General features: G+C 68.6%; 14 protein-coding genes. 9 read left to right on the top strand and 5 right to left on the bottom strand.

What is annotated here, in order from left to right; genetic code table 11:
* Positions 1-21: 21 nt before the first annotated feature.
* A complete protein-coding gene (locus QRX50_RS10960; RefSeq protein ID WP_285971841.1) occupies positions 22-1452 on the bottom strand; it encodes a hypothetical protein in 1431 nt (476 codons plus the stop codon).
* Positions 1453-2135: 683 nt separating this feature from the next.
* Between QRX50_RS10960 and QRX50_RS10965 the strand changes: the two genes are divergently transcribed.
* Complete coding sequence (locus tag QRX50_RS10965) at positions 2136-2588, top strand: hypothetical protein (protein WP_285971842.1); 453 nt, start codon at positions 2136-2138, stop codon at positions 2586-2588.
* Positions 2589-2663: 75 nt separating this feature from the next.
* Here QRX50_RS10965 and QRX50_RS10970 read toward each other — a convergent pair whose 3' ends face one another.
* Positions 2664-4802, bottom strand: coding sequence for a transglycosylase domain-containing protein (locus QRX50_RS10970; protein ID WP_285971843.1), 2139 nt, complete (start codon positions 4800-4802; stop codon positions 2664-2666).
* Between the two features lie 342 nt (positions 4803-5144).
* On the opposite strand from QRX50_RS10970, the gene QRX50_RS10975 reads away from it, so the two are divergent.
* Positions 5145-5441 (top strand): WhiB family transcriptional regulator, encoded by a 297-nt coding sequence (locus QRX50_RS10975; RefSeq protein ID WP_285971844.1) that lies wholly within the window; start codon positions 5145-5147, stop codon positions 5439-5441.
* Positions 5442-5493: 52 nt separating this feature from the next.
* Here the strand turns inward: QRX50_RS10975 and bagB are convergent, their stop codons facing one another.
* Genes bagB through QRX50_RS10990 form a run of 3 tightly spaced genes read right to left on the bottom strand, consistent with a single transcriptional unit; the run spans position 5494 to position 7893 of the window.
* A complete protein-coding gene (gene bagB, locus QRX50_RS10980) occupies positions 5494-6618 on the bottom strand; it encodes an ATPase BagB (RefSeq protein ID WP_285971845.1) in 1125 nt (374 codons plus the stop codon).
* Positions 6618-7622, bottom strand: coding sequence for an ATPase BagA (gene bagA / locus QRX50_RS10985; protein ID WP_285971846.1), 1005 nt, complete (start codon positions 7620-7622; stop codon positions 6618-6620). The genes bagB and bagA overlap by 1 nt, the downstream gene beginning before the upstream one ends.
* 22 nt (positions 7623-7644) lie before the next feature.
* The gene (locus QRX50_RS10990; protein ID WP_285971847.1) at positions 7645-7893 is read right to left on the bottom strand and encodes a hypothetical protein; all 249 of its coding nucleotides are present in this window, start codon (positions 7891-7893) and stop codon (positions 7645-7647) included.
* Positions 7894-8055: 162 nt separating this feature from the next.
* Here QRX50_RS10990 and sp36 point away from each other — a divergent pair, with 162 nt between their 5' ends.
* The 7 genes from sp36 to QRX50_RS11025 all read left to right on the top strand — a co-directional run bounded on the left by sp36 (position 8056) and on the right by QRX50_RS11025 (position 12460).
* Complete coding sequence (gene sp36 / locus QRX50_RS10995) at positions 8056-8217, top strand: Sp36 family protein (protein ID WP_006238837.1); 162 nt, start codon at positions 8056-8058, stop codon at positions 8215-8217.
* Between the two features lie 11 nt (positions 8218-8228).
* Positions 8229-8684 (top strand): RidA family protein, encoded by a 456-nt coding sequence (locus QRX50_RS11000; protein ID WP_285971848.1) that lies wholly within the window; start codon positions 8229-8231, stop codon positions 8682-8684.
* Positions 8684-9313 (top strand): hypothetical protein, encoded by a 630-nt coding sequence (locus QRX50_RS11005; protein WP_220244880.1) that lies wholly within the window; start codon positions 8684-8686, stop codon positions 9311-9313. Before QRX50_RS11000 ends, QRX50_RS11005 begins: the two co-directional genes overlap by 1 nt.
* Before the next feature lie 37 nt (positions 9314-9350).
* Positions 9351-10493, top strand: coding sequence for a hypothetical protein (locus QRX50_RS11010; protein ID WP_285971849.1), 1143 nt, complete (start codon positions 9351-9353; stop codon positions 10491-10493).
* Between the two features lie 114 nt (positions 10494-10607).
* Positions 10608-11432, top strand: a complete 825-nt coding sequence (locus QRX50_RS11015; RefSeq protein WP_285971850.1) for an NUDIX hydrolase — start codon at positions 10608-10610, stop codon at positions 11430-11432.
* Between the two features lie 3 nt (positions 11433-11435).
* Positions 11436-12209: an MBL fold metallo-hydrolase gene (locus QRX50_RS11020; RefSeq protein WP_285971851.1), complete on the top strand. Its 774-nt coding sequence runs from the start codon at positions 11436-11438 to the stop codon at positions 12207-12209.
* Positions 12206-12460 (top strand): glutaredoxin family protein, encoded by a 255-nt coding sequence (locus QRX50_RS11025; RefSeq protein WP_220244876.1) that lies wholly within the window; start codon positions 12206-12208, stop codon positions 12458-12460. The genes QRX50_RS11020 and QRX50_RS11025 overlap by 4 nt, the downstream gene beginning before the upstream one ends.
* The last annotated feature ends 51 nt before the right edge of the window (positions 12461-12511 follow it).

Consider the following 12511-nt stretch of genomic DNA (forward strand, 5'->3'; position numbering starts at 1 on the left):
AGTCGTCACCTGGGTGGCGCCCTAGCCGCAATCGACGTTGCCGAAGTCGACTTTGTTGACGCCGACCCCTTTGCCGTAGAACCCACCCTGGTTGAAATTGCCGCTCTCACCATCGACGGTGTCCATGCCGGACTGCCAGATGTTCGACTCTTGCGCCATAACTCCAAGCAGCACCTGCACGGGAACTTGTCCGCCGCCGATGAGTTCGTGTTTTTTGAACATGACTCCCGGGCTGTATGCGGGCAACGTCGAACCGTTCCAGCCCGCGGGGCGTTGGACGGTCAACTGCCCCTTCACTGCCAGGTCGGCGGCCCACTCGCCCATCTCGGGAGTGGGCTGCAGTGACTGGATCTTCGGGTCGTTGCGGGGAATCGCGCACGCTCGGTCAGGGTCGGTCGTGGTGGTGGATGGATCAACCGCGGCGGACTTCTTTCCCCCTGTCGACGGTGAGCCGATTGCGGGCGAGACAGCTCGCCCAGCCGACGGCATCAGGGCGTTGGGGTGCACCGTGAACTGCGGTCGGGCGCCAGTTTTCAGTACCTGGGTGTTGATCGTGACTGGCGTCGGGTCGCCAGGATGGTCTGGCGCGCTCTCGACGTTGGTCGCCGACAGGACCGCGAGTGAGCCTGTCATCGAAAGATCGGCGTCGATCGGCACGTCGGCGGCCTGCCAGTCGCGTGGCAGCGGAACCCTCAGTCGCGTCGCTGCCGGACCTTGCACGGTCACACGTCCGGCGATCTGGCTCACCCGTACGGAGTCCAGTGGCGCCAGAGCGATCCGGGCGTCGCCGGTTTTGGTGTACCGGTGAATCTCAGTACCGGCCGGCGTTCGGATCTCGTAACCGACCCCGCCGTCCTTGTCCACACTCAGACGGAAAGGTGTGTCGGTGGTACCCGCGACATGCTTCAGCGTCCCGTCGGCGCTCACGGTGGTGAGGCCATCCGCGGCGGCGGCCAGAACGCCGTCCCCGAAGGGCACTGCGGACGTGACCTGGCCAGTCGCGTTGACCTGTCGGACCGTCTTCGCGGTGGCGGCGTTCACAGTGACGAGCTGCGACTTGTAGGTATCGCCGGCGGTGAAATTTCGGGTGAAGACGACCTCGTCGCCCGCGCCGCAGCCAGGGTTGTAATAGGCGAGGTTCACGGTGAAAGGCAGCTTGTGGACTCCGCCGCTGCTCAAGTCGACAATGGCGGTGAGACCTCCGGCCCGAAACAGGTCTTCGTGGTTGACCGCTTCACGCGGTGCGTACACGACTGCAGCGAACCGGCCAGACGCGGTGACGCAATCCTGTCCGATCCATTGGCCGGTCTCGGAACCTGGTTCAGTGAGCGTTGCGGCAGTGCGCCAGGCGTAGCCGTCTTTCGCGTCGGCCACGAGGACAGGGAACCCGGAGGTGTCGCCCGCAGTGGTCACCGCGCGGTCGGCTGATTCGGTCCAGCCCGTGCCGAGCACGGCGGACCGGTCGGCTGGAGGTACGGAATCGCGAATTTGGGCTGGCGTCTCGGTGGGCTCTGTTCGGGCGGGGGCCGCGGAGGCTTGCGGGCTTGCCAGCCCGCAGACCAAGCCGGCTGCCGCCAAGACGGCCGCCCAACGCGATCTCCGACGAGCACGGTTCATGGGATGCGCCTTCCTTGGTGGGTGTGCGGCGCGGGACGCGTCGCACACGCGATCGGGATTGTGCATCTGAGCCAATCCCGCTCGGGGTTGCTGGCCCTTGCACCTCAGGCGCGAAGGTTCGACTGTGTCCACGACTGCGATTTCACACGTGACGTTTCTTCGCGCGTGGCGGATGCATTCGGCGCGCCAAAGTGCCGGGCCGGGCGTCAGTTTGAGAATGCGAGGACTACCCGGCCTCCTCCCTAGGCCGGGTGTCATGTGGCTGCTGCGTGAACAGCGAGCTTGTCGAGTAAAGCCGCAGGTCGGGGTCTTGATCAAGAGTCAGTTGGAGTGATCAGCGTTGCGACTTTGGTAAGTTTTCGGACATTTTTCCGCCACCCGACTGGAGTATTGATCATGGACGTCCTTTATGGGTGAATCAGTTGGCGAAAGACGCTACATTGCTGCGCATTTGGTCTTCGCTCTCTTCGTGTGACGTCTTTTGCAGAATTTCATAATGTTGAAATTGGGAGGGATCAATGTCTTTTGGTGCACGTCTGACGCGAAGACTTTTGACTGCAATGGGAGTCGTTTCACTCGCGGCGGGGCTCTTGACGACTGCTGTTGTCGGTGAAAGCTCGGCTGACACGGCGGTGCCGCAATCTGCTCGATCGGTGAATGCCACGTACCACACTTGGGCGGCCGACGTGAACGCCCGTGGTGGTGGCGAGGTGCATTGGTCTCAGTGCGCGAACTACCCGTCGACAACCAATTGTGACTGGGTCATCGGTAAGGTCAGCCAGGACTGGGGTCTGGATGTGATCTGCCAGCGCGCAGGTCAGACGATCGGTGGAAATCCTTATTGGGTGTTGGTTGACACGCACGTTCCCGCAGGTGCGTATGCATATCAGGCCTGGATTGCGAGCTACTACATCGACTACCCCAGCAACCAGTTGCCCGTTCGCACTTGCAATGGTGTCGAGGGAATCTGACGTGAGATGAACGACGGCGACGGATCCGGGCCAGACATGCTCGGATCCGTCGCGTCAGCGGGGGAGTGATGCGCACTAGCGACCGGTGTACTTCGGATCCTCCGGTGGCAACGGCATGATCGGCTGGTCCGCCATGATGTTCTTCATCGCGCCGAACCAGGTTTGGGCCGGGCTGAGGCCACCGAACATATTGCCGTTGTTGCAGGCAGTGACGTTACCGACGCCGTTGTAGCAGAGGCCGCCGCTGCCGGCGGTGCGGAAGACCATGGCGACACCGGCAAGTTGTGGGGTTCCGGCGACGAATGTCGCGGAACCGCTGATCTGAGTCGTGCCGGTCTTGCCGAGGATCGGGCGGTTCCACCCGACTGCGGCAGCGGCCCTTGCCGAAGTTCCGCCGGCCTGGTCGTCCTTGCTCATGCCGACGACCATCGTGTTCGCCAGGCCCTCAGGCACGGCCTGGGTGCACGCTTCTTCCTTGTACGGCACCGCTTTCCCGTTCCGATCCGAGATACCCGCCAACGGCGTGGGCGGGCACCAGACACCACCGCTCAACAGGGTGGCTGCGACGTTCGCGAGTTCCAGACCACTCGTCGGGCTGAAGCCGAGGGTGAACGAACCGACGCCGGGGTAGTTGCCCTGAGGGCCGTACGCCTTGGACTGGGGCACACTGTCCGGGTTCTTGGGATCCACCGGGTTGCCGTTGGTGTCGCTCGCCATGGTGTTCTTCATGCCGAGCCGGGTCGCCATATCGATGCCGGGCGCGGTGCTGCCGAGCTTGTCCTGCAGGGCCACGAACGCGGTGTTCGGCGAGGTCGCCAGGGCGCCTTGCAAGCTGTTCGTCGCGCCGTAGTGTCCGGCGTTGCCAACGCAGTACCACCGGGTGCGTGGTGCTCCGGTCGGTGGGCACTGGGGCTGGCTGCCGGTGAACACGTGCGAGACATAGCTGTCCCCGACCGGGATATTGCTGTAGATCCCCGCGATTCCGCGATCCAGCACCGCGGCAGTGGTGAAGATCTTGTAACTCGACCCCGCCCCACCGGTGTTGTAAACGCCCGAAGGTAGTGCGTACGTGGTCTGGCCGGCATCCGCGTCGATCCCGTAATCACGGTTCGCCGCCAGCGCCACCACTTCATGCCGCGTCTTTCCCGGGCGCACCAACGAAAGCGTGTTCGCTACGTTCTTCTGCGTTTTCTTGACCTGTGTCTCCGCCGAGACCTTCGCCTCGTGGTTGGCCTTCTCGTCCAGGGTGGTCTTGATCGTGTACCCACCCGTGTACAGATCGTCCTTCGAGAAGCCGGCCTTCAGCAAGTAGTCCTCGACGTACTGGCAGAAGAAGCCGTTCTCCGGGCCGGCGCCGGTGCAGTTCGACGCGGGCTTCGCGGGCGTTTCGGGGACCACGCCGAGCGGCGAGGCCTTGAAGCGTTCCGCGTCGTCCTTCGCGAGCTTCCGGTTGTCCACCATGCGGTCGAGCACGAGGTTGCGGCGCGTGGTGGCCTTGTCCGGGTGCTTCCACGGGTCGTCGTTGATCGGGTTGTTCACCAGGCCCGCGAGCAGCGCCGCCTGCGGCACGGTGAGCTTCTCGGGTGTGGTGTTGAAGTACGCGTGCGCGGCGGCGCCGATGCCGAAGATCTGGCGCGAGAACTCGACGACGTTCAGGTACCCGGCCAGGATCTGCTGCTTCGACAGCTTCGTCTCGAGCTGGATCGCGATGCGGGCTTCCTTGAGCTTGCGCGCGAGCGTCTGCTCCTGCGCCTTCTCCTGGCCGACCTTGTCGCCTCGATACACGACGTTGATCAGGTAGTTCTTCACATACTGCTGCGTGAGCGTCGAAGCACCCTGCGTGTCGCCGCCCGTGCTGTTGGACACGGCCGCGCGCAGCGTGCCCTGCCAGTCGACGCCGTGGTGCTCGTAGAAGCGCTTGTCCTCCACCGACACCAAGGCCCACTGCATGGCCTCGTTGATCTGGTCGGCCGCCACCGGGATGCGGTACTGGTCGTACAGCGTCGCAATGGGCTTGCCGCCCGAGTCGGTGATCGTCGTCACCAGGGGTGGCGGGATGTCGGCGAGGTCGGACGATGTCTTCTCCACCGTCTCGCTCGCCTGGTTCGACGCGACGCCGGCCGCGCCCACCACGGGGAACAGGATTCCGGCGACGAGCACCCCCGCGAGCAGACAGAGGCCGATGAGCTTGAAGAGACCGTCCGTTTTGCGCACGAAGGCCAGGGTACTGAAGGCCTGTTGTGCTCCCGTTACCTCACACCCGCCAGGGGTCGACAGTCGTGACAAAACGGACCCCATGAGGTGACTTCCGGTAACGGAATGCATGCTAGGTCTTGGCGGGGGGAACCGAGGGCCCCTACAGTCCGTCAACGTCTCACGAAAGATTTGCCGACCGGACGGCCCAGTGCGAGTGGGAGCTCCTCTGGACCGAATGGCGGCAGCGGCACCGGGGAGGTGCCGTCACCGACGTGGGAGCAGAGGGAGACACGCTCGCGGGGGTGGGAGCGGGAGCTTCACCTTCGCTGGTGTCGAACACCAGGGTAGGGAGCTGGGGGTATGGAGACCAACCAGTCGAGCTGGCGCATGAGCGCGTCGTGCCGGGATGCGGATCCCGACGGGCTCTTCGTGCGCGGCGCCGAGCAGAACCGGGCGAAAGCCGTGTGTATGGGCTGCCCGGTTCGCACGGAGTGCCTCGCCGAGGCGCTCGACGGCCGGATCAGCTTCGGTGTCTGGGGTGGCATGACCGAACGCGAGCGCCGCGCGCTGCTGCGCCGGCGTTCCGACGTCACCAGCTGGACCGAGCTGCTCGAGGCGGCCAAGCGCGACGCGCTGGAAGGCGCGCAAGTCAGCTGACACCTTCGTGAGTGGCTGGGCCGGTCCGAGAACAGGCCCAGCCACTCACGAACTAGCCACTCACGAGCTTGGTTCCGATGTCGCGCAGACCTTCGAGGTCGTGCACGTCACCGGCCAACGCCGGCACTCGCACCAGCGGCACTTCGGGATGTGCTTTCGTGAACCGCGCCAGCAGCCGGTTCTCCCGCTCGGCCAGCGCCACGCGGTCGGCGTGCAGCCGCAGCACGGCCTCGGCCAGCGGCGCGCTCGTGTCGCCCTTCTGCAGCGACTCCGCGGCCGCGATCGCCTCCGACGCCGAAAGCGACGCGAGCACCGGGTGCGTCCGGTTCGCGACGAGTCCCGCGAGCGGCATCGACTCACCCGCGAGCCGCTCGACGAAGTACGAAGCTTCGCGCAGCGCGTCCGGCTCCGGCGCGGCGATCACGAGAAACGACGTGCCGCTGGAGCGCAGCAGCTCCGCCGTCTTGCGCGCCCGCTCGCGGAACCCGCCGAACATGCTGTCGAAGGCCTGCATGAACGCCGACGCGTCGGCCAGCAGCTGCCCGCCGATGATCGTCGAAACGGCCTTGGCGAACATCGAGAAGCCCGCGCTGACCACCTTGCGCAGCCCCCAGCCGCCCGCCTTCGCGGGGCCGGTCAGCAGCCGGATCATGCGGCCGTCGAGCGCGCTGGACAGGCGCGTCGGCGCGTCCAGGAAGTCGAGCGCCGAACGGCTCGGGGGCGTGTCGACGATGATCAGGTCCCAGTCGTCGGTGGCGGCGAGCTGGCCCAGCTTCTCCATCGCCATGTACTCCTGCGTGCCGGAGAACGACGTGGAAATGGTCTGGTAGAAGGGGTTCTGCAGCAGCTGCTCGGCGCGTTCGGGGCCGGCGTGCACGCGCACCATGTCGTCGAACGTGCGGCGCATGTCGAGCATCATCGCCCACAGCTCGCCCTTGGGCTCGAACCCTTCCACCTGCACCTGACGCGGATGGTTGCCCAGCTCACGCAGGCCCAGCGCCTGCGCCAGCCGGCGCGCCGGGTCGATGGTCAGGACCACCGTCTGCCGGCCGCGCTCGGCCGCACGCAACGCGAGCGCCGCCGCGGTGGTCGTCTTGCCGACGCCGCCGGAGCCGCAGCACACGATCACGCGGCTCTCCGGGTCGTCGAGCAGGGCGTCGACGTCGATCAGCGTCATCAGCGCACCCCCTGGTCCAGCAACGCTTCCGCGAGGTCGTAGAGCGACGCGACGTCGACGCCGTCGGTGACCTCCGGCAGCTCCAGTGTCGGCAGGTCCGCCTCGGCGAGCTGCTCGCGGGACCGCTGCTCCGCGGCCACTCGCACGGCGTGCTCCACGGTCTCCTCCACCAGAGCCTCGAGCGTGTCGTCCGGCAGCTTCAGCCCGGCGGAGGCGAGGCCGGAGCGCACGCGGCCGGCGTCGACGCGGCCGTCGGCGGCCGCCGTGACGGAACGCGCGGGCAGGCGCGGCGGGCGCACGCGGTTCACCAGCACGGCGCCCGGGCGCAGATCGGCGCCGTCGAGCTCCGCCACGGCCTCCACGGTCTCGCGCACCGGCATCTCCTCCAGCAGCGTGGTGAGGTGGATGGCGGTCTCGCCCGAGTGCAGCAGCCGCACGACGCCGTCGGCCTGGCCGCGGATCGGGCCGGTCTTGGCGAGGTCGGTCAGGGCCTTGGTGACGTCGAGGAACTTGACCACGCGACCGGTGGGCGGCGAGTCGACCACCACGGCGTCGTAGGTGTGGCGGCCGTCGGACTCCGTGCGGCCCACGCACTCCTTGATCTTCCCGGTGAGCAGGACGTCACGCAGGCCCGGCGCGAGCGTGGTCGCGAACTCGATCGCGCCCATCCGCCGCAGCGTCCGGCCGGCGAAGCCCAGGTTGTAGAACATCTCGAAGTACTCGAGCAGCGCGGCCTCGACGTCGATGTGCAGCGCGCGCAGTTCGCCCCCGCCGGGGACGGACGCGATGCGCTGCTCCGCGTACGGCAGTGGCTCCGTGTCGAAGAGCTGGGCGATGCCCTGGCGGCCCTCGACCTCGATCAGCAGCACCCGGCGGCCCTCGCGCGCGAGGGCCAGGCCCAGCGCCGCCGCGAGGGTGGTCTTGCCGGTGCCGCCCTTGCCGGTGACGAAGTGCAGCCGGGCCCGGGTGAGCTCGTCGGGCCAGCCGGCGGAGGGTGTGGTCACACCGTCAACACTAAACCGGCGCTCAGCTGGCGAGCACCATGACGCCGACCGCAGCCGCGACCACGGCGACGAGGATCCAGGTGAGCGCGCCGGGCAGCACGGTGAGCGTGAGCACGGCCACCACCACCAGCGCCGTGAACGTGATCGCGCCGGCGATCGCGACCCGGGCCGAGCTGTTCACGTGGTCGCGTACCTTGGCCATCACCACGAGCACGAGCGGCAGCCCGGCCGCGGCGAGCAAGGCGGTCGCGACGATCCGCCACGTCTCCACACCCCCACGCTAGCGAGTGCCGAAGGTGTGAAGTGGACCACATTCGCTGACGGTCGGTGAGTCGTTCACCTGGACGGGTGCACCTGTGTTCCCCTGAGCGGCCCTGCCGTTGGACGGCGGTGGCCATGACCGCGCTTGCCCGCTTGGCTACGCTCCCCGGTCATGAGCGCCACCAAATGGGAGTACGCGACCGTCCCCCTGCTGATCCACGCGACGAAGCAGATCCTCGACCAGTGGGGCGAGGACGGCTGGGAGCTGGTCACCGTGCTCCCGAACCCGAGCGGCGAGCAGCACGTCGCGTACCTCAAGCGCCCGAAGAACTGAGGGGACCCGTCGTGACCTGGACTTCCCGGCTCGCCGAGCTCGGCATCGAACTGCCCGGCGTCGCCGCGCCGCTGGCCGCCTACGTGCCGGCCGTGCAGAGCGGCTCGCACGTCTACACCTCCGGCCAGCTGCCTTTCGTCGACGGCACGCTCGCCGCGACCGGCAAGGTCGGCGCCGAGGTCAGCCCCGAAGAGGCCAAGGGCCACGCCCGCACGGCCGTGCTCAACGCGCTGGCCGCGGTGCACGCGCTCGTGGGCATCGACTCGGTGACGCGGATCGTGAAGGTGGTCGGCTTCGTCGCGTCCGCGGAGGGCTTCACCGGCCAGCCCGCGGTGATCAACGGCGCGTCCGAGCTCCTCGGCGAGATCTTCGGCGACGCGGGCAAGCACGCACGCTCGGCCGTCGGCGTCGCGGAGCTGCCCATCGGGGCGCCCGTGGAGGTCGAACTGATCGTGGAGGTGAAGTGATGGACCCCGACATCGAACAGTCCCTGCACGAGCTGCTGATCCGGCTCGCGGGGCGCACACCCGACCAGCTCCTGTGGCGGTTCCGCGACTGGCTGGGCGAGGGCGCGATGGGCACGCTCGCGCGCACCCTGCCCAGGTCTTTGCTTAAGCACAGGATCGATCTGGACCAAACCGAGTACCGCCTGCTCGTCGCCGGTCTGATCCCGCACGGCGCCGACTGGCACCAGGTGAGTTCCACCCTGGGGGTAGACGACGTCACCGAGACCAGGTACACATTCACACCGAGTGCGCCCGAATGGGTGAACTCGGTCGACTCTGTGTCCGTCTTGCTCCACGCAACGTTGCGAGGACGCGCGGATGTGGGGGAAGTGCGGCAAAGCTGGCGACACCTCGGTGTGGTCGGTGAGGGTGGGGCCAAGCGAGTCCTGCTGGTGACGGCGACGTCCGGGCTGCCGAGGCTCACCGGCGAACTGCAGCGCGTGCTGCGGGTGCTGGGGGACGAGGAACCGAGCGTCGAGGTCATCCCACCGCGCTTCGACCTTCCCGGGTACCACCGGGCCGCGCTCGCCAATTCCGAGCTGGTCTGCGTCGGCGCCGCGGGTTCCGGTAATCGACTCGTCGCCGCTTAACGCTCGAGCCGCCAGGCGAGCTGGGAGGAGCAGAGCAATGGTGGAGGTTCACGAAGGCCCGCCCATGGACGGGTTCTCGGTGCCCCTGCGCCTGCACAACTTGTTGCTGGCCCTGGCGGGCCGCATCGACGACAGCGCGCTCACCGAAGCGCGCGAGCTGATCGCCCGCGCGCACATCGACGAAGCGGTGGAACTGACGACCGGCACGCTCATCGCGGGCCGGATCTCCGTCAGCTCGGCCGAGCAGCGCGAGCTGGCACTGGTGCTTGAGATGAGCCGGTCGGACGCCACCCTCGCCAACGACCTGCTGGTCGACGAGGCCGAACAGGTCCACAGCCACCGCTTCACCGGCGACAACCAGCCGGAGTTCGGGCTGGCCGAGGCGCTCGATCGCACCCTGCAGGTGCTGCCGGACGTCCGCTCGGTGCACGCGGTGTGGCGCAACACCCCGGCGGGTTCCGTGCCGGGTGCGCTGCCGCAGCGCGTGGTGCTGGTGGAGCTGGGCCCGGAGGGCAACCCGCCCGCGGTTGCGTTCCGCGTCGACACCGCCCTGCGCCGCGCAGGCATCCGCTCCGTCGTCGAGGTCAGCGGCCCGGGTGTCGCGCGGTCGGCGTACCACCAGTCGGCCGCGTCCGTCGCCACTCCGGTGTGGGTCACCGGCGCCACGCACACGACGACCTCGGACTACCGGCCCGAGCCGGTCGTGACTCCGCCGCAGCCGGCGCCCGCACCCACCCCGGTGCCGACGCCCGTGGTGGAACCGGTGGTGATGGAGGCCCCGAGCCGGCACAGCATCCGGCAGGCGCCCGAGGCCGTCGCCCCCGTGGTGCCGATCGTGCAGAACGCGCCCACCCCGCCGGTGGACAACTCGCGCAAGTCGCGGTCGGAGACGCGCGCCGAGCGCACCGCCGACCTGACGCCGGCCGAGGTCGCCCAGCTGCGCCAGGCGCTCGCGGAGGACCCGGAGAAGGGCCGCGAGATCGCCGCGGGCAAGCCGAGCATGCACGAGGTCGTAGAGCTGCCGGCGCTGGATCTGGACGACCCGAGCCTGTCGGAGCGCGACCGCGCGCTGCTGCGGGAGCTGCACGAGGAGCTGGCCGAGCGCGAACGCGCCGAGGCCGCCCGGCTGCGGCTCAACGGTGCGTCCCGTTCGGGTGGCGACCGCTGGTCGTCGTCCTGAGGTTCTGACGTTTGATCGCAGCCCCGGGCCCCTTGTGGGTCCGGGGCTGCGGTGCGTCGGTGACATGTCACAACTTGTGGGCGTGAGGTCACGGGCGCGAGGTATGTTGCCTCGGTGGATCGGCCGCGTGAGTTCCTTTTCGACATCCCCGTGGGGGCCGGAGTCAGCACGAGGGCGAACGCCGACGGCCCGCCCGTGAAGCCCAAGGACGCCGCCACGGTGATCCTCACCCGCGACGGCGCGGACGGGCTCGAAGTCTTCCTGCAGCACCGCGTGAAGGGCATGCCCTTCGCCGGCGGCATGACCGTGTTCCCCGGCGGCGGGGTGGATCCGCGCGACGCCGACACGTCCGTCGCGTGGGCCGGACCGCCGCCGAGCTGGTGGGCCGGGCAGTTCGCGTGCGACGAGAGCCTCGCCCGCGCGCTCGTGTGCGCCGCGGTGCGCGAGACGTTCGAGGAGTCCGGCGTGCTGCTGGCGGGCACGCAGGACGCGGTGGTCGCCGACGTCGCGCCGTACGCCGAAGCGCGGAAAGCCCTGGAGAGCCGGGAAATCTCGCTCGCCGCGTTCCTCGCCGACGCCCGGCTGACGCTGCGCGCGGACCTGCTGCGGCCGTTCGCCCACTGGGTCACGCCGCCGCAGGAATCCCGCCGCTACGACACCCGCTTCTTCTCCGCGAAGCTGCCCGAAGGCCAGCGCGCGGACGGCGCGACGTCCGAGGCGCTCGCCACGGGCTGGCAGCGCCCGTCGGCCGCGATCGGCGACGCGCGCGATGGCCGCCGCATGCTGATGCCCCCTACTTGGCTCACGCTCGTCGAGATCGACGAGTTCGCCACGGCCGAAGCCCTGCTGGCCGCACCGCGCGAGATCGTGCGGACCATGCCGACGCTCATCAAGGAAGGTGACCGCTTCCGCGTCGTCCTCGACCCGACGGAGGTCTGACCGGTGACTGCTCCCGCGTACGGTGTGCTTCGCCGCGTCTCCGAGACCGCGCAGGTGCTGCTGGAGAACAACCCGTCCACGATGACGCTCGAGGGCACGAACAGCTGGGTCCTGCGTGGTCCGGACGCGTCGGCCGCCGTGGTCGTCGACCCCGGCTACCGCGACCTGGAGCACCTGGAGAAGCTCGCGGCCGTCGATGCCGTGGAGCTCGTGGTGCTGACCCACCACCACCCCGACCACGCCGAGGGCGCGCCGTGGTTCGCCGAGGGCGTGGGTGCTCCGATCCGGGCGTTCGACGCTTCGCTGTGCGTCGGCGCTCCGGCCTTGGCCGACGGTGAGGTGTTCACCGCGGGCGGGCTCGAGTTCCGCGTGCTGCACACTCCCGGGCACACCGACGACTCCGTGTCCCTGCATGTCGCGGGCCAGATCCTGACCGGCGACACGATCCTCGGGCGCGGCACGACCGTGCTCAAGGACCTCGGCGACTACCTGAGGTCGCTGCGCAAGCTCATCGAGCTGCCCGACGGCACACCCGGCCTGCCCGGCCACGGCCCGGAGCTCGCCGATCTGCCCGCGACCGCGCGCGAATACCTGGCCCACCGGGAACAGCGGCTGGATCAGGTGCGTTCCGCCTTGAAGGTGCTCGGGGCAGACGCGTCGCCGCGACAGGTGGTCGAGGTGGTCTACGCGGACGTCGACCGGGCGCTGTGGGCGCCTGCCGAACTGAGCGTGCGGGCGCAGCTGGACTACCTACGTGCTTCGGAGGACGGGCGATGAGTGACGTCGAGGTCGAGTTCTACTGGCGGCCGGGCTGCGGCTTCTGCGCGGCGCTGCGGCGGCCGCTGATGGCGAGCGGCCTGAACGTCAAGGAGATCAACATCTGGGAGGAGCCGGGGGCGGCCGAGCGCGTGCGCGAGGTGGCCAACGGCAACGAAACCGTGCCGACGGTGATCGTCGGGTCGACCGCGATGGTGAACCCGTCGTTCGCCGAGGTCGAGGCGGCGGTGAAGGCGGCTTCGGCGGCCTGACGGTTGGCTCAGGGCCGCTCACCGGGACTGGTGAGCGGCCCTTTTTCGTGG

Source organism: Amycolatopsis sp. 2-15 (assembly GCF_030285625.1).
In the GTDB taxonomy this organism is placed as follows: domain Bacteria; phylum Actinomycetota; class Actinomycetes; order Mycobacteriales; family Pseudonocardiaceae; genus Amycolatopsis; species Amycolatopsis carbonis.

Bases quoted from the DNA above. Each gene is read 5' to 3' on its own strand.
- QRX50_RS10965 (WP_285971842.1), top strand. From the start codon at position 2,136: ATGTCTTTTGGTGCACGTCTGACGCGAAGACTTTTGACTGCAATGGGA.
- QRX50_RS10975 (WP_285971844.1), top strand. From the start codon at position 5,145: ATGGAGACCAACCAGTCGAGCTGGCGCATGAGCGCGTCGTGCCGGGAT.
- bagB (WP_285971845.1), bottom strand. From the start codon at position 6,618: ATGACGCTGATCGACGTCGACGCCCTGCTCGACGACCCGGAGAGCCGC.
- sp36 (WP_006238837.1), top strand. From the start codon at position 8,056: ATGAGCGCCACCAAATGGGAGTACGCGACCGTCCCCCTGCTGATCCAC.
- QRX50_RS11005 (WP_220244880.1), top strand. From the start codon at position 8,684: ATGGACCCCGACATCGAACAGTCCCTGCACGAGCTGCTGATCCGGCTC.
- QRX50_RS11010 (WP_285971849.1), top strand. From the start codon at position 9,351: ATGGTGGAGGTTCACGAAGGCCCGCCCATGGACGGGTTCTCGGTGCCC.
- QRX50_RS11025 (WP_220244876.1), top strand. From the start codon at position 12,206: ATGAGTGACGTCGAGGTCGAGTTCTACTGGCGGCCGGGCTGCGGCTTC.